This is a genomic window from Streptomyces sp. NPDC045695 (assembly GCF_056432025.1).
Map to the genome: position 1 here is coordinate 1 of NZ_JBWKJU010000011.1, position 20,219 is coordinate 20,219.

At 72.3% G+C, this 20,219-nt stretch carries 16 protein-coding genes and 2 tRNA genes; 4 read left to right on the plus strand and 14 right to left on the minus strand.

Translation table 11 applies throughout. The features are described 5' to 3' along the window. Window positions 1-91: 91 nt before the first annotated feature. The 8 genes from AC07DU_RS20020 to AC07DU_RS20055 all read right to left on the minus strand — a co-directional run bounded on the left by AC07DU_RS20020 (window position 92) and on the right by AC07DU_RS20055 (window position 8,326). Complete coding sequence (locus tag AC07DU_RS20020) at window positions 92-1,933, minus strand: ArnT family glycosyltransferase (RefSeq protein WP_479112685.1); 1,842 nt, start codon at window positions 1,931-1,933, stop codon at window positions 92-94. Further along, window positions 1,930-3,198: a bifunctional glycosyltransferase family 2/GtrA family protein gene (locus AC07DU_RS20025; RefSeq protein ID WP_479112687.1), complete on the minus strand. Its 1,269-nt coding sequence runs from the start codon at window positions 3,196-3,198 to the stop codon at window positions 1,930-1,932. Before AC07DU_RS20025 ends, AC07DU_RS20020 begins: the two co-directional genes overlap by 4 nt. Window positions 3,199-3,223: 25 nt before the next feature. Continuing rightward, a complete protein-coding gene (locus AC07DU_RS20030) occupies window positions 3,224-4,738 on the minus strand; it encodes a sensor histidine kinase (RefSeq protein ID WP_479112689.1) in 1,515 nt (504 codons plus the stop codon). Window positions 4,739-4,845: 107 nt separating this feature from the next. After that, window positions 4,846-5,613: a response regulator transcription factor gene (locus AC07DU_RS20035; protein WP_360898879.1), complete on the minus strand. Its 768-nt coding sequence runs from the start codon at window positions 5,611-5,613 to the stop codon at window positions 4,846-4,848. A 41-nt stretch (window positions 5,614-5,654) separates the two neighbouring features. After that, window positions 5,655-6,563, minus strand: coding sequence for an amidohydrolase family protein (locus AC07DU_RS20040; protein WP_479112691.1), 909 nt, complete (start codon window positions 6,561-6,563; stop codon window positions 5,655-5,657). Further along, window positions 6,547-6,885 carry an antibiotic biosynthesis monooxygenase family protein gene (locus AC07DU_RS20045; protein WP_360898873.1) on the minus strand — a complete coding sequence of 113 codons (339 nt, stop codon included), beginning with the start codon at window positions 6,883-6,885 and terminating at the stop codon, window positions 6,547-6,549. Before AC07DU_RS20045 ends, AC07DU_RS20040 begins: the two co-directional genes overlap by 17 nt. Window positions 6,886-7,004: 119 nt before the next feature. Further along, complete coding sequence (locus AC07DU_RS20050; protein WP_479029194.1) at window positions 7,005-7,895, minus strand: DUF2797 domain-containing protein; 891 nt, start codon at window positions 7,893-7,895, stop codon at window positions 7,005-7,007. Then, complete coding sequence (locus AC07DU_RS20055; RefSeq protein WP_453370788.1) at window positions 7,892-8,326, minus strand: Lrp/AsnC family transcriptional regulator; 435 nt, start codon at window positions 8,324-8,326, stop codon at window positions 7,892-7,894. The genes AC07DU_RS20050 and AC07DU_RS20055 overlap by 4 nt, the downstream gene beginning before the upstream one ends. 107 nt (window positions 8,327-8,433) lie before the next feature. On the opposite strand from AC07DU_RS20055, the gene AC07DU_RS20060 reads away from it, so the two are divergent. After that, window positions 8,434-9,345, plus strand: a complete 912-nt coding sequence (locus tag AC07DU_RS20060) for an SMP-30/gluconolactonase/LRE family protein (protein WP_479029196.1) — start codon at window positions 8,434-8,436, stop codon at window positions 9,343-9,345. 37 nt (window positions 9,346-9,382) lie between these two features. Here the strand turns inward: AC07DU_RS20060 and AC07DU_RS20065 are convergent, their stop codons facing one another. The 5 genes from AC07DU_RS20065 to AC07DU_RS20085 all read right to left on the minus strand — a co-directional run bounded on the left by AC07DU_RS20065 (window position 9,383) and on the right by AC07DU_RS20085 (window position 13,655). Continuing rightward, on the minus strand, window positions 9,383-10,558 hold the full coding sequence (locus tag AC07DU_RS20065; protein WP_479112694.1) for an HTTM domain-containing protein: 1,176 nt from the start codon (window positions 10,556-10,558) through the stop codon (window positions 9,383-9,385). Beyond that, window positions 10,548-11,288 carry a DUF5819 family protein gene (locus AC07DU_RS20070; RefSeq protein ID WP_479112696.1) on the minus strand — a complete coding sequence of 247 codons (741 nt, stop codon included), beginning with the start codon at window positions 11,286-11,288 and terminating at the stop codon, window positions 10,548-10,550. Before AC07DU_RS20070 ends, AC07DU_RS20065 begins: the two co-directional genes overlap by 11 nt. A gap of 113 nt (window positions 11,289-11,401) precedes the next feature. After that, complete coding sequence (locus AC07DU_RS20075; protein ID WP_479112698.1) at window positions 11,402-12,709, minus strand: ice-binding family protein; 1,308 nt, start codon at window positions 12,707-12,709, stop codon at window positions 11,402-11,404. 560 nt (window positions 12,710-13,269) lie between these two features. Beyond that, window positions 13,270-13,342 (minus strand) — tRNA-Arg (locus AC07DU_RS20080). Between the two features lie 222 nt (window positions 13,343-13,564). After that, a tRNA-Ser gene (locus tag AC07DU_RS20085) sits at window positions 13,565-13,655 on the minus strand. Between the two features lie 208 nt (window positions 13,656-13,863). On the opposite strand from AC07DU_RS20085, the gene AC07DU_RS20090 reads away from it, so the two are divergent. The 3 genes from AC07DU_RS20090 (at window position 13,864) to AC07DU_RS20100 (ending at window position 18,426) form a co-directional block, all read left to right on the plus strand. Next, window positions 13,864-14,295: an SSI family serine proteinase inhibitor gene (locus tag AC07DU_RS20090; protein WP_479112700.1), complete on the plus strand. Its 432-nt coding sequence runs from the start codon at window positions 13,864-13,866 to the stop codon at window positions 14,293-14,295. 119 nt (window positions 14,296-14,414) lie between these two features. Beyond that, window positions 14,415-17,837: a response regulator gene (locus tag AC07DU_RS20095; protein WP_479112702.1), complete on the plus strand. Its 3,423-nt coding sequence runs from the start codon at window positions 14,415-14,417 to the stop codon at window positions 17,835-17,837. Between the two features lie 13 nt (window positions 17,838-17,850). Beyond that, window positions 17,851-18,426 carry an antibiotic biosynthesis monooxygenase gene (locus tag AC07DU_RS20100; protein ID WP_479112704.1) on the plus strand — a complete coding sequence of 192 codons (576 nt, stop codon included), beginning with the start codon at window positions 17,851-17,853 and terminating at the stop codon, window positions 18,424-18,426. 6 nt (window positions 18,427-18,432) lie between these two features. Here the strand turns inward: AC07DU_RS20100 and AC07DU_RS20105 are convergent, their stop codons facing one another. Next, entirely contained in the window at window positions 18,433-20,082 is a 1,650-nt protein-coding gene (locus AC07DU_RS20105; protein ID WP_479112706.1) for a long-chain fatty acid--CoA ligase, read from the minus strand. Window positions 20,083-20,219: the final 137 nt, after the last annotated feature.

Sequence of the window (20,219 nt, forward strand, 5' to 3'; positions counted from 1 at the left end):
CCGTCGGCGGCACCACTCGCCGGAACAACACCCACAGCTCATCCGGGACCAGCCGCTCAACCAAGTCCTTCATGCACGGTCCAACGAACGATCACGCCATAAGAAACGACGTCTTAGCCTCGGCGCCGACCCGGGCGCCGTTCAGCAGGCCGCCGGGACCGCCCTGACCGCCGCCGACGCGCTCGACGCCGCGTCCGTCCCGGCCGGCCTGGCCCTGGCCGCCCTGGCCCTGCGGCATCGCGCCCGGCGGCATCCCGCCCGGCAGGGCGGCGCCGCCGGGGCCTCCGGCGCGCAGCTCGCCACCGGGACCGGCGCCGGGGCCGGGGACGGGGCCGCCCCGCATGCCGCCGGGGCCGCCCCGGCCGCCCGCCACCGCCGGGCCGGCGGTCACGATCGACCCGGTGTGCCCGGTGCTCACGGTGGTCATGCAGTAGGCGAACGGCCCGGCCAGCGCCGCGCCCAGACCGACGGCGGCCACCAGCCGCAGCCCCGAGCGCCCCAGCCGCGCGGCGAACGGCAGCGCGGCCGCCGCGAGCAGCCCGCCCAGCAGCACCGTCCAGCGCAGCCACGGCAGGTAGCCGGTGGCCCGGCCCAGCAACACCCATGACCAGACGGCGGTCAGAACGAGCAGCCCGGACAGGGTGAACACGGCGGCCCGGCTGCTGCGTTCCTCCCACAGCACGGCCACGCCCATGCCGACCAGCGCGGCCACGAACGGTGCCAGCGCCACGGTGTAGTACTCGTGGAAGATGCCCTGCATGGAGCTGAAGACCACCGCGGTGATCAACAGGGCGCTGCCCCAGGCCAGGAACGCCGCCCGGGCCATGCCCTCCAGCGAGTCGGTGGCCCGGCGGGCCCGCCAGGTGACCACGAGTCCGACCACGAGCAGCACCATGGCCGCCGGCAGCAGCCAGGAGATCTGACCGCCGACGTTGCCCGCGAACAGCCGGTCGATGCCGGTCTCCCCCCAGCCTCCGCCCCCGGTTCTGACGCCCGGGCCGCCCTCGGGCATGCCGTAGCCGCCCGCACCCGCCGCGGCGCCGGCCCCTCCGGTCCGCGCGCCGCCGCCGACACTGCCGGTCTCGTTGCCGTTGATCCGGCCGAGACCGTTGTAGCCGAGGGTCAGCTCCAGGAAGGAGTTGGTCTGCGAACCGCCGATGTACGGGCGGGAGGAGGCCGGCCACAGCTCGACGATCGCGACCCACCAGCCGCCGGCCACCACCATCGCGGCCCCCGCCAGCAGCAACTGGCCCAGGCGCCTGCGCAGCCGGGTCGGGGCGCAGACCGCGTACAGCACGGCGAGCGGCGGCAGGATCACGAAGGCCTGGAGGGTCTTGGTGAGGAAGGCGAAGCCGACGGCGGCACCCGCCCAGACCAGCCAGGTGGTGCGGGCGCCGTCGAGGGCGCGCAGCACGCAGTACACGGTGACGGTCAGCAGCAGGGTCAGCAGCGCGTCGGGGTTGTTGAAGCGGAACATCAGCGCGGCCACGGGGGTGAGCGCGAAGGCGGCGCCGCTCAGCAGCGCGGCTCCCGGCCCGAACTGTCGGCGTACGGCGGCGTACAGCACGGCCGTCGTGCCGACTCCCATGAGGGCCTGCGGGACGAGGATCTGCCAGGCGCCCAGTCCGAAGAGCCGGACCGACAGCATCATCGGCCACAGGGCGGCCGGGGGCTTGTCGACGGTGATGGAGTTGCCGGCGTCGGAGGAACCGAAGAAGAACGCCTTCCAGCTCTCGCTGCCCGCCTGCACGGCGGCCGAGTAGAAGGAGTTGGCGTAGCCGGAGGAGCCGAGGTCCCACAGCAGCAGTGCCGCGGTGGCGATCAGCAGCCCGGCGAGGGCCGGCCGCTCCCACCGGGGCCGGTCGACGGCACTGCCGCCGGTACGGGACCGGGCCTCGGGGACCGGGAAGAGCGCGGGTGTCGCCGTGGTCATCGGATGTCGTCCTTCACAGGGGTGTCACGCCGCTCGGGGAAGACCCAGGCGCGCAGGAGCAGGAACCGCAGCACGGTGGCGGCCAGGTTGGCGGTGATCAGCACGGCCAGTTCGGTGCCGTGTGCGGGATCGGCGGTGGCCGCGCCGAGCGCGGCGAGGGAGCCGCTGGTCAGGGCGAGGCCGATGGCGAACACCACCAGCCCTTGGGCCTGGTGGCGCACGACCCGGTCCCGGCCGCGCACCCCGAAGGTGAGCCGTCGGTTGGCGGCGGTGTTCGCGACGGCGGAGAGCAGCAGCGCGGCGCCGTTGGCGAGCTGCGCGCCGGCGCCGGCGCGGAAGGCGGAGTACAGCGCGAGGTAGAGCAGGGTGGACAGGGCACCGACGGCGCAGAAGCCGAGGAGCTGGCGGGCCAGCCCGCCGTCCACACCGGGCAGGGCGGCGCGGTCGCGCGGGTCGTCGCCGAAGGGACGGGCGAGCCGGTCCAGCGGGAGGGCGCCGACGGCCAGGGCCCGGCCCACGCGCCAGACGCCTTTGAGGTCCTCGGTGGCGGTCCTGACGATGTGGACGGTGGAATCGGGGTCGTCGACCCAGTCCACGGGCACCTCGTGGATCCGCAGCCCGGCGCGCTCGGCGAGCACCAGCATCTCGGTGTCGAAGAACCAGCCCGTGTCCTCCACCAGCGGCAGCAGCCGCTCGGCGACCTCCCGCCGGATGGCCTTGAAGCCGCACTGGGCGTCACTGAAGCGGGCGGCGAGTGAGGAGCGCAGGAGCAGGTTGTAGGCGCGGGAGACGAACTCCCGCTTCGCTCCCCGCACCACCCGCGCGGAGCGGGCGAGGCGGGTGCCGATGGCCAGGTCGGAGTGGCCGGAGATCAACGGTGCGACCAGCGGCAGCAGCGCGTTGAGGTCGGTGGAGAGGTCGACGTCCATATAGGCGAGGACAGGGGCGTCGGAGCCGGACCAGACGGTGCGCAGGGCCCTGCCACGGCCCTTCGCCTCAAGCCGGATGCTCCGTACGCCGTCCAGGGCGGCGGCGAGAGAGGCGGCGACCTCGGGGGTGGCGTCGGTGCTCGCGTTGTCGGCGACCGTGATCCGGAAGGGGTAGGGGAAGGTACGGGTGAGGTGCTCGTGGAGCCGGCGCACGCACGGGCCGAGGTCCTTCTCCTCGTTGAAGACCGGGATCACCACGTCGAGGACGGGCTCGCCGGGTACGGGCGCGAGGGGCGCCCGTGCCGGAAGGGCCCCGGTGGAGGTGTCGGTTCGCATGGTCCGACACTCGCCGGGGGGCCTGTCACCTCCGTGTGGTGAGCCTGTGCCCCGTCTTTGAATCCCGGGCGGGTCCACCCTCGGCCCCCGCAGCGCCTGCGGAGGCAGGGGCGGGTGCGGGGTCCGGGGCGTACGGCAGCAGGACCTCGAAGCAGGTCCGACCCGGCTCGCTGCGTACGCCGACCCGCCCGCCGTGCGCCTCGACCACTGCCTGGACGATGGCCAGCCCGAGCCCGGTGGAGCCCCCCGCGCGGGAGCGGGAGGCGTCGCCGCGGGCGAAACGCTCGAAGACGTGGGGGAGCAGCTCGGGCGGGATGCCGGGTCCGTCGTCCTCGACGCGCAGCCGGACGGCGGATGTTTCACGTGAAACATGCGCGGTGACCGTGGTGCCGGGCGGGGTGTGCGTACGGGCGTTGGCGAGCAGGTTGACCAGGACCTGCTGGATCCGGGCCGGGTCGGCGCGGACGGGCGCGGGCTCGTCGGGCAGGCTCAGGCGCCAGTGGTGCCCGGGCCCTGCGGCCCGGGCGTCGCTGACGGCGTCGACGAGGAGCGGGACCAGGTCGGTGTCGGTGTCGGCCTCGCCGACGGCGAGCGGGCGGCCCGCGTCGAGCCGGGCCAGCAGCAGCAGGTCCTCGACCAGGCCGGTCATCCGGGTGGCCTCGGACTCGATCCGGCCCAGGGCGTGCCGGGTGTCGGGGCCGGGCTCCTCCCGCCCTCGGCGGGTCAGTTCGGCGTAGCCGCGGATGGAGGCCAGCGGTGTGCGCAGCTCGTGGCTGGCGTCGGCGACGAACTGGCGCACCCGCGTCTCGCTCTGCTGGCGGGCCGTGAGGGCGGAGGAGACATGGCCCAGCATGCGGTTGATGGCCGCACCGACCTGGCCCACCTCCGTGCGCGGGTCGGCCTCGGCGTCCGGGACCCGCTCGTCGAGGGCGGGCTCGCCCCGGTGCAGGGGCAGTTCGGAGACCCGGGTCGCGGTGGCGGCCACTCGGCGCAGCGGGCGCAGGGCGACCCCGACGAGGGCCTGCCCGGCGAGCGAGGCCGCGATCAGTCCGGCCAGGGTGACGCAGACCTCGACCACGACCAGGGTGCGCACGGTGGAGTCCACCTCGCGCAGCGGGAAGCCGAGGACGATGCTCCCGTCGGGGCCGGTCAGCACCCGGTAGGTGCCCAGGCCCGGGAGCTCCGCGTCCACCGCCCCGGCCGATCCCCGCGCGGCCTCGCGTCCGGCATCGGCGAGGGCCTTGCTCTGGGCCTCGGTGAGCGGCGGCACCTGGACGGGCGGCCACCCCTCGATACGGGCGGTGCGCGCGGTCGCGAGCACCGCGCCGTCGGCACCCAGGCGCATGCCCGCGGCGTCCAGCGGGCTGCCGGGGGGCATGGAGAATCCGCCGCTGCTCTCCCGGGCCGCCTTGCCGCCGGGGTGGGTGGCCATCTTGACGGAGGTGACCAGCTGTTCGTCGAGCTGGGTGACCAGGTACGAGCGCAGGGCGAGCGTGGTGACGGCCCCGAGGGCCGCGCCCACGACGGCGATCAGTGCCACCGCCGAGACGACGAGCCGGGTCCTCAGCGACCAGGGCCGCCGGGTGCGCGTCCGCCCTGAAGTGCGCGTCCCGCCTCCGGGCACACGCCATCGGGTCCGGAAGGCCACTACTCCGCCGGCTTGATCAGGTAGCCGGCGCCGCGCCGGGTGTGGATCATCCCCGGCAGGCCAGGCCCGCTCTCCAGCTTCCTGCGCAGGTAGGAGATGTAGAGCTCGACCACGTTGGCCTGACCGCCGAAGTCGTACGACCACACCCGGTCCAGGATCTGCGCCTTGCTCAGTACCCGCCGCGGGTTGCGCATCAGGTAGCGCAGCAGCTCGAACTCGGTGGCGGTCAGGTGGATCTCCCGCCCGCCCCGCACCACCTCGTGGCTGTCCTCGTCGAGCCGCAGGTCCCCGACGGCCAGGACCGAGCCGCTGCGCGCCGCCTGCGCCGCGCCCGAGCGTCGGACCAGGCCGCGCAGCCGGGCCACGACCTCCTCCAGGCTGAACGGCTTGGTGACGTAGTCGTCGCCGCCCGCCGTGAGGCCCGCGATCCGGTCCTCCACGGAGTCCTTCGCGGTCAGGAACAGCACGGGGACCTGCGGGAGCTCCCGGCGCAGCCGGCCGAGGACGGCGAGGCCGTCCATGTCGGGGAGCATGACGTCGAGGACCACCACGTCCGGACGGAACGCGCGCGCCGCCCGCACCGCGCCGGCCCCGTCGCCGGCGCTGCGGACCTCGCAGCCCTCGTAGCGCAGCGCCATGGACAGCAGCTCGGAGAGTGAGGCCTCGTCGTCGACGACGAGCACCCGGCAGGGCCCGCCGTCTGGCCGCACCAGGGCCGTGGGGTTGCTGGTGGACGTGGACGCGTGGGTGGTGGTCGTCGCAGTCATACCGGACACGCTGTCCGGTGCCTCTGAGACCTTTCTTGTCCCTACCTGTGAATTTCCTGAGAAACGGGTCCGTGGTCGAGGCGGAACAGCCGGGCGGCGTTGTCGTGGCAGACCGCCCGCAGCCAGCGGTCCCCGAGGCCGAGCCGTTCGAGGGCGTCGAGCTGGTGCTCGTACGGGTAGGGGATGTTCGGGAAGTCGGTGCCGAGCAGGACCCGGTCGCCGAGGTCCGCGAGCCGCCCGAGCTCCCCGGTCGGAAAGCCGCCGAACCGCTCGGAGAAGTCCGTGAAGGCCATGGTGGTGTCCAGGCGCACCTCGGCGTACCGGTCGGCGAGGTCGAGGAAGTCGGCGTACTCGGGCATGCCCATGTGGGCGATGACGAGCGGCAGCCGCGGGTGGCGGGCCAGCAGCCGGGCGATCGGGTCGGGTCCGGTGTGCTTGCCGGGGGCGGGCCCCGAGCCGCAGTGGATCACGGTCGGGATCCCGGCCTCGGCCAGCAGCCCCCAGACGGGGTCGAGCCGGTCGTCGTTCGGGTCGTAGCCGCCGACCTGGAGGTGGGCCTTGAAGATCCGGGCCCCTGCATCGACGGCTTGGCGGACGTACGGGACCACGCCCTCCTCCGGGAAGAAGGTCCCGGTGTGCAGGCAGTCGGGGGTACGGGCGGCGAAATCGGCGGACCAGGCGTTGAGCCAGGCGGCCATCGCCGGCTTGTGCGGGTAGAGCATGGCGGTGAAGGCCCGGACGCCGAACTCCCGCAGCAGCGCGACGCGCTGCTCCTCCTCGTGCCGGTAGGTGATGGGCCATTCGACGCCGGTCAGCGGGCCGACGGCGTCGAAGTAGTCCCACACCTTGTCCAGGACCCGCTCGGGCATGAAGTGCGTGTGGACGTCGACGAGTCCGGGGAGCCCGAGGCGCTGCCGGAAGGCGCGGACCGCCTCAGCCGTTGCGGGCAAAGCCGTGGCTCCGCTCGACGGTCGCGACGTGCAGGGTGTAGCTCTCGTACCAGTCGGCGCGGCCCTGCTTCATGGCCGCCTGGTGTTCCAGGTCCTGGCGCCACACGGCGAGGGACTCGTGGTCGCGGAAGTACGCGACGGTGATGCCGAGGCCGCCGGGGGTGCGCGCGGACTCGTAGCCGAGGAAGCCGGGATTCGCCTGGACGATCTCGTTCATGCGGGCGAGGGTCTCGGGGTAACCGCTGTCGTCGTCGGTGCGGACATTGCTGAAGACGGCCATGACGTAAGGCGGTTCGAAGGCCGCCACCGGCTGGATGCTCATGCCCACCACCCTCGGCGCCGCCCCCCTGGCATGTCCACCGGAAAAGGTGCCGGAAGGCGAAAGGGATCCAAGTTTTGACCGGGACCACGGACACCTGGCGGACTGGGGGCCGCCGGTGTTCAGAACAGTCCGTCCTGCTCGGCGGGCGGCCGCGCGGCCGCGGCCGGGATCTCCGCCACCGGCACCGAGGTCGCCGCCCCCGCGTCCTGCGGGGCGGTGAGCTCCCACCCGGCCAGCAGCCGGGTGTCGACCACCAGCCCGTCCGCGAGGTGCAGATCGGGGCCGGCCGCGCCCGCCAGCCGGCCGACGACGGCCCCGCCTGGGACCATCTCGGTGAGCACCCGCGCGGGGGCGGGCAGGGCGTCCAGTGCGAACGCCTCCGCGTGATCGGTGACTTCGCACGCCACCCGCTCCAGCGACTCGGGCCAGGCGGCCAGCGCCGCCGCCCGGGCGTGCAGCTCCGCGACCTCCGCGGCGCGTTCCGCCGCCGACGGCAGCCCGGCCCGCACGGCGCGCTTGCGGGCGTACGCGATCCGGTCCGGCACCCCGAGCGCCGCCCGCAGCAGTTCCTCGGTGCGCCGCGCGGCCATCAGCGGGCCGCGCCCCAGCCAGGCCCAGGCCACCGCCCCCTGCTCCAGCAGCCGGGCCGGGCCCCGCTCCTCGGCGGTGATCCCGACCTTGACCATGCCGGGCCCGAACCAGGCCAGGTAGACGCGGTAGGTCCGCGGGTCGGCGGCGTTGGTGTCGGCCGCGACCGAGAAGGACCGGTCGAGCCGGGCGCAGGCGGGGCACTGCGCGTTCCCGGCGCGCCCGGGCACGGTGGCCGCGGTGGGGCAGGGCGTCCGCTTCCCGGCCCGCCGCACGCCGAGGCAGCGCCGCTCCCCGCCCGCGACGAAGGCCAGCCGCTGCCCGTACGCGAGCACGCTCGCCCGCTCGCCGCGGCCCTGCCCGTACCACCCGATGGCGGGGCCGCCGTCCTGCCACCGGATCCCGGTGCACCACCAGGTCACAGCGGGAGGGGCCGCTCGAAGAACGTGTCCAGGACGACGGTGGCGTGCGTACCGTTGACTCCGTCGATGGCGTAGAGCCGGCGCAGGACGTCCTGCAGCTGCTCGGTCGACGCCGTGCGCACCTTGACCAGCACGGACGCGCTGCCCGCGATGACGTGTGCCTCCTGGATCTCCGGGAGCGCGGCGAAGTCGGCGCCGGACTCGCCGATCCAGGCGTTGGAGTCGACCATCACGTAGGCGAGGACCCCGCTGCCGACGGCGGCCGGGTCGACGTCGATGGTGGTCCTCCGGATCACCCCCCGCTCGCGCAGTTTGCGTACGCGCTCATGGGTCGCTCCGGCCGAAAGCCCGACGGCCGTGCCCAGAGCGGCGTACGACTGGCCGGCGTCCTCCTGCAGGCGCAGGAGGAGCGCCCGGTCGATGTCGTCCACGCGATCTTCCTCTCATGGGTCTGTCGACCCTTGCGAAGACGGTACCTGATCCTGCAATCTCAACATCAGACCGAACACAATTCGGCAATACGCTCTCAGGGGGAATCATGTCTGCCATAGCCGACCTCACCTTGTACGAGATCCTGGACGAGCGCTTCCAGACCGGCCGTTGCGCCAACGGCGACGCCCGCCTGGAGCGGCTCCACGACGACTGCCGCTGGGCGGAGGGGCCGCTCTACCTGCCCGCCTGGCGCCAGCTGGTGTGGAGCGACATCCCCAACGACCGCATGCTGCGCTGGGACGAGGCGACCGGCGCGGTCTCCGTCTTCCGCTCCCCGGCCGGCCACCCCAACGGCAACACCCTGGACCGCGAAGGCCGCCTGATCACCTGTGAGCAGGGCAACCGGCGCGTCACCCGCACCGAACCGAACGGCACCCTCACCGTCATCGCCGACCGCTTCGACGGCAAGCGGCTCAACAGCCCGAACGACGCCGTGGTCCGCTCGGACGGCTCCATCTGGTTCTCCGACCCGGACTTCGGCATCACCAGCGACTACGAGGGCCACCGCGCACCCAGCGAGATCGGCGCCTGCAACCTCTACCGCGCCGACCCCGCGACGGGCCGGGTCACGCTGGTCGCCGACGGCTTCCTCGGCCCCAACGGCCTCGTCTTCTCCCCCGACGAGAGCGAGCTGTACGCGGCGGACACCCGGGCGGGCCACATCCGCGCCTTCAAAGTCGCCGACGACGGCACCCTCGCCGACGACCGGATCTTCACCACCTGCCCCCGCGTCGACAACATCCGCTTCGACGACCAGGGCCGCCTGTGGGCGGCCGCGATGGAGAACGGCGTCCAGTGCCACGCGGCGGACGGCACCCTGATCGGCCGCCTGCGCGTCCCCGAACCCGTCTCGAACATCGCCTTCGGCGGCCCCAAGAACAACCGCCTCTTCATCACCGCCACCACGTCCCTCTACTCCCTGGTGATGTCGGTGACCGGCCTCCCCCGGGTCCTCTGAGGAAGCCCGCCCGGCCGAGGCGCCGGCGTGCCTCTTTCTATGCAGAAGTGGCTCGCTGCTCGGAACTGGGAACGCCGGGCCTGCCCTGCGACGGTACGAATCCGGTTCCCTCGGCCCGGCCGGGTGCCCGCCGCCCCACCCCGGTGCGCCGCGCTGCGCGTCGCCACAGGTGGGGCAGGAAGGCGTAGAAGCGGTCGGGAAGGAACACCGCGTCCGCAATGATCATCGCGCCCGAGAAGAGGGGCAGACCCAAGAGCACTGCGATACCGATGTGCATGCCCAGCAGTACGGCCAGGACGGGATACTTGAGCTTGCCGAACAGCACGAACGGGAAGGCGACCTGAAGGAGTACCGTCACGTAGCTGGCGACCGCGATCACCATCGGGTACCCGTCCACGAGGTGGGAGAGCGCCGGCCAGGGCTGGAAGAGTTCGAGGTTCAGCGCGTAGTGGAGAGCGGTGCCACCGCCCCAGGTCGGGCCCTGGATCTTGTACAGGCCGGCTGATCCGTAGAGGAAGCAGACCTGGGCCGCGATGACGAAGATGCCGCAGTTGTGCATCACCGTCGTCAACGTCACCCGGCCATCGCGCAGTTGCCGGACGTAGAAGCCCCTCACCGGCTCCGGTGCGTGGCTCGCACGGGCGGTCTTGAGCCGGTTCCTGCGTGCGTCCAGGGACCAGCGCCGACCGGACGCGGTGAGGACGAGGTAGAGGGCCATCAACAGGACCAGGTTGTCGCCGCCGTCCGTCATGAAGATCGACCGGGCATGGAACGAGGTCACCACGACGGCGAAGAGGACGGACAGGGCGCGGGTCCGCCAGCCCAGCATGAACAGCGCGGACGTGGCGAGGGCCATCACGTAGCAGAGTTCGAAGTAGGTACGGCTCTCGGACAGGATCAGGATGCTGTTCCAGCCCGTCTGGTCGAAGAGCTGGTGCGCCAGCGCCGGTGTCCACGGGGAGCCGGGGCCCCAGATCTCGTCCCGGTGCGGGAACTCGCGCAACAGGAAGATCAGATAGAGCAGCCCGTAGCCGATGCGCAGCACCGACGCGGCGTACAGGGACGTGGGCCGGTCGGTGAGAAGCGCCCACAGGGCGCCGGCCCGGCCGAGAAGCCACCGGTGGGCCGCGGCAGCGACCGACGTCTCCTGGACCGCAGGTCGGTGCGGCGTGGCCGCCGCGGAAGGGGGCTGGGGGATCTGCTCATTTCCCATGGGCGGTCACCTTCCACCAGGGCAGGAGCCGGTCCTCGATGGGTGCCGGCGGGCGGTTCCCGGCCGCTGTGCCGGGTGCGGCGACGGGCAGTGTGACGACCCGAAGCTGAATGAAGTCGAAGGGGGCGCCGCCGTCGTGGGCGGCGACGCGGTCCGCGGCGACGTTGCGCAGGTACTCCTGCAACATCACAGCCCGTTCCGAGCGTGCCGTATCGCTTCCTCCGTGGACCTCGACGTAAGAGGTCCAGGCGCGGCGCAGAAGGTTCTGAGACGTATGGCTCGGGAAGGGATTGTGATCCACTGCGGAATGGTCCACGGCGGCCAGGTCGAACCAGGGGGTCACCCGCGCCGATCCGCCGGCGTCCGTGTACGAGGTTCTCGCCAGGATTTTCCGGTTGAAGGAATCGGGGTCCGGGGCGAAGAGTCGCCAGTTCTGCTCGAAGAGCGGGTACACCCAGCCGTTGACCTGTTGGCTGTACCGCTTCGATACGGGGTTGGAGGGGGCCACGTGGAGGAACACCATGACGACATGGACGAGAGTCGTCACCAGACAGAGGGCCACGACGGTGTGCAGCCCTGCTTTCAGCGCACGAACACCCACGGGCCGCTTACCCGGTCTGACCGCTCCATCATGGAGCTGTTGGGGGAACGGACCGGAATCGGACTGATGGAGTTCCTTCACGGCCGCTGATTCAATTCCGCTCGACACCGCCCACCCGGTCTTTCTCATGTCTGCTGTTCGCTGAGGTCTCTGCGACTCTCACCGACGGCGCGCGGCGGATTCGTGAGGATTCCGCCGCGCGCCGCCGTCATTCGATGAAGGGGCTGCGTGCAGCCTGCTGCCTAGCCTTCGTGACCCTCGTGACCCTCGTGGCCCTCGTGGCCCTCGTGACCCTCGTGGCCCTCGTGACCCTCGTGGCCCTCGTGACCCTCGTGGCCCTCGTGACCCTCGTGGCCCTCGTGGCCCTCGTGACCGTCGGGGACTTCGGGGCCTTCGGGCTTGTCGCCGTAGCCGTAGTGATCGCCGGGCTTCCCGCCATGGTCGTGTCCGTGGCCGTGGAACGGCCCACCCTGGTCATCGCCCGGCCCGCCGGGCTGACCGCCGTGCCCGCCGGTGATGTTCCCCCCGGTGATGGTCCCGCCGGTCGTGTTCCCGTTGCCCTTGTTCCCGGCCGTGTTGCCCGCGGTGTTTCCGCTGGTGTTGCCCGAGATGTTCCCCGAGGTGCCGCCGGTCACGAGGCCGATGTTCGGTCCGCCCAGGAGGCCACCGCCGATCAGACCCACGGTCGTACCGGTCGTCGATCCGCCGGTCGGCGCTCCGGGCGTCGGGCCTGCGCTCGTTCCGGTGGTCGTGCCGGTGGTCGTCGTTCCGGTGGTCGTACCCGTCGTCGTTCCGCCGGTGGCACACGCACCGAGGAAGATCCTGTTGGTGTCGAGCGTCACGGCACCGTTACGGGCCAGCGCACGGCCCTCGATGTTCGTCCCCGTGGTGACGCTGATGGACGTCAGAGCCATGATCGTGCCGACGAAGGTGGAGTTGGTACCGAGGGTGGCCGAACTCCCGATCTGCCAGTACACGTTGCACGCCGAAGCGCCGTTCGTGAGGAGCACCCGGCTGCTGGAGGCCGTCGTCAGGGCTTCGGGGATCTGGAACACCCAGACGGCGTTGGGGTCTCCCCCGGCGTCCAGGATCAGGTCGCCGGTGAGTCCGACACCGGCGACAGCGGTGTGGACACCCGGAAGCAGAGTCTGGCCGGCGCCGATCCCCGCCGCCAGGGCGAAGTCCGTGGCCTGGCCCGCGGCGTTGTTGTACGCCGTCACCAGGTCGGACTTGGCCTGCAGTGCCACCGCGTCCGCGGCGTGCACGGCGCCGAGGATCAAGCCGGGCGGGAATCCGGAGATGGACGGGTTCGGGTGGGTCCCCAGGGCGTGACCGATCACGGAGGGTCCGGTGTTGGTAACGCCCTGCCCTGCCAGAACGGAAAAGCTGGCGGCTGTTCCCAGAGGCACGGGTGTCGCAATGGCCAGTGCCTGCGTCGGCAATCCGGCGACCATGACAGCGGCAACCATTGCGGCGACGGCCGAGGGGATCCAGCCAGTCAGCCGGCCGGACAGAGTGCGGCGCCGAGCCGCTTGGATTCTCAGCTTCATCAAGAGGCCATTTCCTGTGCGGAGCCGTGGCGTACCGGGCCTTACCGTTCGCCCGAGAAGCCCTGGTATGTCGGTTCCGCATATTACGCAGGAAAATTCGCGCGCCCGGCGATGGGCAAGGCGTGGAGGGGGGATTAATACAAACACATTCAGCAGCGCGAAACGCTATGAAAATAATCAAACTCAGATTGTCGATGATCTGACATGGACCCTAATGGCGAGAGCGCGATTAACTCATAAGGGGCAGCGCCGTACACCTGCGCAATAAAGCCAATGGCGCCGCACGCGGAGGTGTGCCGCCAGTCAGGTGATCTCGCGCAACCGCGGAGACGGGCGTGGCGGCCGGTTCGTCGTCCATCCGCTCGGCTCCGGCGCAGCGGAGCTGCCCTCATCCCCGATGCGGAGCGACAGGAGAGGTGCGGGCCGCGATCACCAGCCGTCCGAAGCGACGGGCGACAGCGAGGGGCGACAGCGCCGGCCGAGGCGGTCGCTGTACTTCGCTGCTGTAGGGCGGAAACGCCAGAGGGCCCGGACTTTCGTCCGGGCCCTCTGGGCTGCTGTGCACTCGGCAGGATTCGAACCTGCAACCTTCTGATCCGTAGTCAGATGCTCTATCCGTTAAGCTACGAGTGCTTGGGCTTCTCGGGGTTTTGCGCCCCGTTGGCCTTGCGAGAACAACAATACATGGACCTCGCCGGGACGCGAAATCCATTACCCGCACCCCTGCTGACCTGCGGAAACGGCCCGGACGAAGATCGTCCGGATGGGTTCGCACACAGGTCGGGGCGGACCGGATCGATGGGCCCGGAACGCATCGAAGCCCCGGTCCGTCAGGACCGGGGCTTCGATGAGGTGCGGAGGCGGAGGGATTTGAACCCTCGATGGGGTGTAAGCCCCAAACCGCATTAGCAGTGCGGCGCCATAGACCGGACTAGGCGACGCCTCCAGCACACCCCCGCGTACGAAGGTGCGTGCAGATGATGACACAGGCGCAGGGCCCCTCACCAATCCGCTCCCACGGTACAAGGCCGGACGGCCCGAGGGCAAAGCCTTAACGCCGTCGCGCGGGCCCCGCGAAAACCTGCTCGCGCGCAACGTCGACGCACCCCGGTCGTTGGTCAGGCGTACGACGTACGGACGACCTGGAGTGCCCCATGCTGCGTCTCGCCGCCTTCGCCGTCACCTCCGCCCTGGCCGCCGCGGCCGCCGGGCCGCTGCCCCCACTGCCCCTGGGAGGGCTGCTGGCGGCCCCGGGCCCCGACCGCCTCACCATCGAGATGGCCGATACGGGCAACCGCCGGCTGGACCGGGAGTTCCGCATCGAGTGCGACCCCGTCGGCGGGGACCACCCCTGGCGCGAGCAGGCCTGCGCCAAGCTGGACCAGCTCGCCGAGGAGGGCAAGGATCCCTTCGCCCCGGTCACCAAGCGGCAGGTCTGCTCCCTGCAGTACGGGGGCCCCGCCACCGCCCGGATCTCCGGGACCTGGCACGGGCACACCGTGGACGCCACGTTCCGGCGGACGAACGGATGCGAAATCGCCCGCTGGAACGAGTTGGAACCTCTGCTTCCGACTGGGCGTTCCTGACCTGGGAGGATGCACAGGATGGGCGGTATCCACCGGACATCGGCCACCCCCCGGCGGGCCTGTGGCCTTAGACTCCTCCCGTGACTTGCCGGTAGTTGTGGTCAGGGAGGAAGCTCGTCGTGAGCAGCAGGCCATCCCGAGGCGCTGCTCGCCTCGCAGCAATACTCGACGCTCTTCCGGACGCGCTGTTGCTCGTCAACGCCAACGGCACTGTCGTCAACGCCAATTCGATCGCCCTTGAGGTCATGGAGAGCCCCGGCACCGGGCTCGTCGGCCGCGGGGTGCTCGACCTCCTGCCCGAGTTCGACTCCAAGCTGATCCCCGGCTCCATGCGCCGGCCCGGCGAGGACGAGGGCGGCCGCGCCAAGCCGCGGCGGATGATCGCGCGCCGCACCGACGGCTCCGAGTTCCCCGTCGAGGTCACCAGCGCCCATCTCGACGGACGCGACGCCTACCGCGAGCCGCAGCCCTCGTACACCGGTGACGAGCTGCTGATGCTCGTCGTCCGCGACCTTTCGCAGACGGTGGACACCGAGGCCGAGCTGGCCCGCTCCCAGCGGCAGACCGAGATGATCCTGCGCGCCGCCGCCGAGGGCGTCGTCGGCACCGACACCGACGGACGGGTGGTCCTGGTCAATCCGGCCGCCGCCCAGATCCTCGGCTACCGCGCCACCGACCTCGGCAACCGCGAACTGCACGGCCTGGTCCAGCATTCCCGCGCCGACGGCTCGCCGTTCCCCTTCGAGGAGTCCCCGCTCGCCGACACCCTGCGCAGCGGGCGCAAGCACCGCGTCCGCGGGCAGGTGCTGTGGAACAAGGCCGGGCGGCCGGTCGCCGTCGACCTGACCACCTCACCCGTGCGGGACGGGGAGCAGCTCGTCGGCGCCGTCATGACCTTCACCGACCGGCGGCCCTACGACGCCCTCGCCGCGCGCCACGCGCAGCTGCTGGCCGTCCTCGGCGACTCGCTGCGCGGGCCGCTGGACGAGCTGCGCGGGGAGCTGGCGACGCTGGCCGCCGACGACGCCGGGCAGCTGTGGCCCGAGGCCAACCAGTTGCTGCACCACCTGGCCGCCGGGTACTCGCGGATGACCACGCTGGTGGACAACGTGCTCGGCTTCCAGAGGCTGGACTCCGGCAGCGACCGGCTCGCCAAGAAGAAGGTCCTGATCAACACCGTCGTCGCGGCGGGCGTGGACGGTGCCGTGGAGCTGATCGGTCCGGGCCGCGCGCAGTTCGCGGTCCACGCGCCGACCATCGAGGCCGAGGTGGATTCGGCCCGCATCGCGACCGCGCTCGCGCACCTGGTCGCGGACGTGGCCGGAGTGGACGCCACGGGCAAGACCCGCCAGGGCAACGGCTACAGCGACTCGACGATCGTGGTGGCCGCCGCGCAGCGCGGCGATGTCGTACGGATCGAGGTGCGCGGTCCCTACGAGGGCGGAAGCCCGGTCCACGAGCCGATCGTGCGAGGGATCGTCGCCGCGCACGGCGGCGTTCTGCAGACGGTCGAGGTGCCGGGCGCACCCGGCGGGGCGTACGTACTGGAGCTGCCGCTGGGGGCGGGTGCCGGAACGGTGACGCTGCCGGAGCCTGCGCCGGAGCCCCCGGCCGGTCCGACCGCGGACGGCGCCGGGACGGGCGGGGGAGCCGCCCCCGGCAAGGTCTCCGGCGGACGGCGGGCCCGGCGCGGGGTGGACGCCTTCCTGGACGACGAGGCCGCCGGCCCCGGCGCCGCGCAGGCCGCTCAGGCCGCACAGGGCGGTGGCGCGCTCGCGCTGCCTTCCGGGCGGCGGCGCGCGGGCGAGGCCGGCGTTCCGGAAGCGGGCCCCGAGCTCGCGCAGTCGCCGGTGAACCCGGCGGGGCTCGGTACGGGACGCAGGCGCGGCCGGGCCGGCGATGGCAGCGCCGGGCCCGAAGGCACCGTGGGGCCCGGCGGGCAGGGCGGCCCCGGGCGGCCCGTGCCCCCGCAGGGCACCGCGATGCCCGCCATGCCCGCTCTGCCGCCCGTGCCCCCGGTTCCGCTGACCGAGCACCCCGCCGGGCGGCGGCGTGCACTGGGTACGGCCGGTCCGGCGCAGCCCGGCGGCCCCGTCCCGGCGACCGGGCTCGGGCCGGCTCCGGCGCCCGCTCAGGCACCGGTGCGGCCCATCGCCCCCGAGGGCGGTTTCGCCCTGCCCGCCGGACCGACCCCGGCTCCTTCGAACGCGGCTCCTTCGAACGCGGCTCCCGCGAACCCGTCCCCGACGCCGGCTCCCGCTCCCTCCGCTCCGCAGAGCCCCGCGACGGCCGGACCGGGACCCGCTCCCGCCGGCTCCGACGGCGAGGCCCCGGCCGGGCGGCGCGGGCGCCGGGTGCTGGGCGCTCCCGCCGCCGAGCCCGAAACCCCCGCGGTGCAGCCCGCCGAGGCCGCCGAGAACCCGACCGGGCGGCGGCGTGCGCTGCCCGGCGCCCCGGCCGCCTGGCCGGTTCCGTCGGCCCGGACCACCCCCGAGGACGACGGGGCCTCAGGTCAGGTCGCCGTCCCCGCGGCGCGCCAGCCGCAGGACGCCCCGGCGGAGGGTCAGGCCGCGCAGCCCATCAGCGTGCGCGCCCTCGGCACGCTCGGCCAGGGCATCGCCGTGGACACCACCAGCGCGGGCGCGGGCTCCGGCTCCGGCCGCCGTCGCCGGCTGGCCGAGCCCGCCCCGCAGGGCCGGGCCTTCGCCATAGGGGCCCCCGAGGCGGGCGCCGACGAGGGCCCCGAGCCGCTGGACGGCCCGGGCGGAGCGGTCGAGGTGGTCAACCGGCCCGCGCCGCGGCCCGTGGACGACGAGCTCCCGCCGGAGCCCCTGGACAACCCGCGGCGGCTCCTCGTGTGGCCCGCGCCCGACGCCCAGACGCAGCAGGCGCTCAGCGACCGCGGCTACCGCCCGGTGATCGTGCACTCCCGCGAGGAGGTGGACGCGCAGATCGCCGCGTTCCCGGCCGCGCTGTTCGTCGACCCGCTGACGGGGCCGATCACCCGGACCGCCCTGCAGTCCCTGCGCCAGGCGGCAGCCGCCGCCGAGGTGCCCGTACTGGTCACGGCCGGGCTGGGGCACGCCACGCGCGAGGCGGCGTACGGCGCCGATCCGGCCGTCCTGCTCAAGGCGCTGGCGCCGCGCGACAGCGAGCAGCACCCCTCGCGGGTGCTGCTGATCGAGGAGCACGACGAGATCGCGACCGCGCTGAGCGCCGCCCTGGAGCGGCGCGGCCTCCAGGTCGCCCGGGCGGGCGCCGACACCGACGCCGTGGAACTGGCGACGCGGATGCGGCCCAACCTCGTGGTCATGGACCTGATGCAGGTGCGCCGCCGCCGGGCCGGGATCGTGGACTGGCTGCGCGCCAACGGGCAGCTCAACCGCACCCCGCTCGTCGTCTATACGACGGCCGGCATCGACCCGTCCGAACTGCCGCGGCTGGCCTCGGGCGAGAGCGTGCTCTTCCTCGCCGAGCGGGCCACCACGGCGGACGTCCAGGGCCGCATCGTGGACCTGCTGGCCAAGATCGGCACCAACTAGTAATCCTGGTCCGATGGCCCTCATCGACACGACCGAGCACACCGTCCCCGCCGACAACGGCGAGGTGAACCTGCTCATCGCACGGCAGGTGGAACCGGGGCACGAGGAGACCTTCGAGGCCTGGGCCCAAGGGATCCTGGAGACGGCCGCGGGCTTCCCGGACCACCTCGGGTACGGGCTCTTCCGCCCCGCGACGGAGGGAGGGCCGTGGTTCCTGGTCCACCGCTTCCGCAACCAGGCGGCGTTCCAGCGCTGGCAGGACTCCCCGGAGCGGGCGCAGTGGTTCTCGAACTGCCTCGGTCACCACCACACGGAGATAGCCCGCCGGGAACTGCACGGCATGGAGACGTGGTTCGCCAAGCCGGGTACGGCCCGGCCCGCGCCGCCGCGGTGGAAGATGGCGATCAGCTCGGGGCTGGCGATCTTCCCGATCTCGCTCATCGGCAACGCGGTGCTCGGACCGTACCTGGTGGACCTGCACTTCGTGGTGCGGACGGCCGCCTTCGCCGTCGTCTTCAGCACCCTGATGACCTACGTGGCCATGCCCGCGGTCAGCAAGCTGCTGCGGCCCTGGCTCAGCAAGGGCTGACGGCGCTCAGTCCAGCTTCGTGACGTTCAGCGCGCCGTCCGCGTACTGCTTGCGGATCACCTTCTTGTCGAACTTGCCGACACTCGTCTTCGGCACGGCCTCGATCAGCGTCCAGCGCTCCGGCAGCTGCCACTTGGGGATGGACAGGGCGAGGAACTCGCGCAGCCCGGTGTAGGTCACGCTCGCGCCCTCCTTGAGGACGACGGTGGCCAGCGGGCGCTCGCCCCACTTCTCGTCGGGGACGGCGACGACGGCCGCCTCGGCAACCTCGGGGTGCGCCATCAGCGCGTTCTCGAGCTCCACGCTGGAGATCCACTCACCGCCGGACTTGATGACGTCCTTGGCGCGGTCGGTGAGGGTGAGGTAGCCGTCGGGGCTGATGACGCCGACGTCCCCGGTCTTGAGCCAGCCGTCCGCGCTGAACTTGTCCTCGGGCTTGAAGGCTTCGCCGGACACACCGCCGTAGTAGGCGCTCGCGATCCAGTTGCCGCGCACCTCCAGCTCGCCCGCGGACTCCCCGTCCCAGGGCAGGAGGTCGCCGCCGGGGCCGACGAGGCGGGCCTCGACACCCGCCGGGAAACGGCCCTGCGTGATCCGGTACGGCCACTCCTCCTCGGCGCTCAGACCGGCCGGCGGGTGCGCCATCGTGCCCAGCGGGGACGTCTCGGTCATGCCCCAGGCGTGGCAGACCCGGACGCCGAGCTTGTCGTAGGCCTCCATCAGGGAGGGCGGACAGGCCGAGCCTCCGATGGTGACCTGCTTCATCGAGGACAGGTCACGCGGGTGGGCGGTGACCTCGGCCAGCAGTCCCTGCCAGATGGTGGGGACGGCCGCGGCGTGCGTGGGCTTCTCCCGCTCGATCATCTCGGCGAGTGGGGCGGGCTGCAGGAAGCGGTCCGGCATCAGCATGTTGATGCCGGTCATGAAGGTGGCGTGCGGCAGCCCCCAGGCGTTCACGTGGAACTGCGGGACCACGACGAGGGTGGTGTCCCTGTCGGTCAGCCCCATCGACTCCGCCATGTTGACCTGCATGGAGTGCAGGTAGACAGAACGGTGGGAGAAGACGACGCCCTTGGGGTCCCCGGTGGTGCCGGAGGTGTAGCACATCGCGGCCGCCTGGCGCTCGTCCAGTTCGGGCCAGTCGTAACTGTCGGGGCGGCCCGCGAGGAGCTCCTCGTACTCGTGGACGCGCACGTCCAGCCCGTCCAGCGCGGACCGGTCGCCGACGCCCGTGACCACGACGTGCTCGATGGTCGGCAGGTGCGGGAGCAGCGGCGCGAGCAGCGGCAGCAGGGTCCCGTTGACCAGCACCACCCGGTCGGCGGCGTGGTTGACGATGAAGACCAGCTGTTCGGGAGGCAGCCGCAGGTTGAGCGTGTGCAGCACCGCGCCCATCGAGGGAATCGCGAAGTACGCCTCGACGTGCTCGGCGTTGTTCCACATGAGCGTGGCGACGCGGTCGTCCTGTCGCACACCCAGCTCGTCGCGCAGGGCATGGGCGAGGCGCCCAGCTCGGGCACCGATCTCGGCGAAGCTGCGGCGCTGCGGCTCGGCCTCCCCCGTCCAGGTCGTGACCTGGGACTTCCCGTGGATCGTCATCCCGTGTCGGAGTATGCGGGTGACGAGGAGTGGTACGTCCTGCATGGTGCTGAGCAAAGCGTCCTCCCGGTGAGCGCTGCGGCGCTGCGGCGGCTACGGTGCAGCCGATTCTGCGCACGTACCGGTCGGCATGTCACTACCCGAGGGTAGAAACCGCTGGTGTTTCACGTGAAACACCGCTCGTGTTTCACGTG

What these genes read in the sequence shown, in the direction of transcription:
- AC07DU_RS20025 (WP_479112687.1), bottom strand. Translation starts at nt 3,198, where the DNA reads ATGCGAACCGACACCTCCACCGGGGCCCTTCCGGCACGGGCGCCCCTC.
- AC07DU_RS20045 (WP_360898873.1), bottom strand. Translation starts at nt 6,885, where the DNA reads ATGAGCATCCAGCCGGTGGCGGCCTTCGAACCGCCTTACGTCATGGCC.
- AC07DU_RS20020 (WP_479112685.1), bottom strand. Translation starts at nt 1,933, where the DNA reads ATGACCACGGCGACACCCGCGCTCTTCCCGGTCCCCGAGGCCCGGTCC.
- AC07DU_RS20090 (WP_479112700.1), top strand. Translation starts at nt 13,864, where the DNA reads ATGCTGCGTCTCGCCGCCTTCGCCGTCACCTCCGCCCTGGCCGCCGCG.
- AC07DU_RS20035 (WP_360898879.1), bottom strand. Translation starts at nt 5,613, where the DNA reads ATGACTGCGACGACCACCACCCACGCGTCCACGTCCACCAGCAACCCC.
- AC07DU_RS20075 (WP_479112698.1), bottom strand. Translation starts at nt 12,709, where the DNA reads ATGAAGCTGAGAATCCAAGCGGCTCGGCGCCGCACTCTGTCCGGCCGG.
- AC07DU_RS20060 (WP_479029196.1), top strand. Translation starts at nt 8,434, where the DNA reads ATGTCTGCCATAGCCGACCTCACCTTGTACGAGATCCTGGACGAGCGC.
- AC07DU_RS20065 (WP_479112694.1), bottom strand. Translation starts at nt 10,558, where the DNA reads ATGGGAAATGAGCAGATCCCCCAGCCCCCTTCCGCGGCGGCCACGCCG.
- AC07DU_RS20100 (WP_479112704.1), top strand. Translation starts at nt 17,851, where the DNA reads ATGGCCCTCATCGACACGACCGAGCACACCGTCCCCGCCGACAACGGC.
- AC07DU_RS20070 (WP_479112696.1), bottom strand. Translation starts at nt 11,288, where the DNA reads ATGAGAAAGACCGGGTGGGCGGTGTCGAGCGGAATTGAATCAGCGGCC.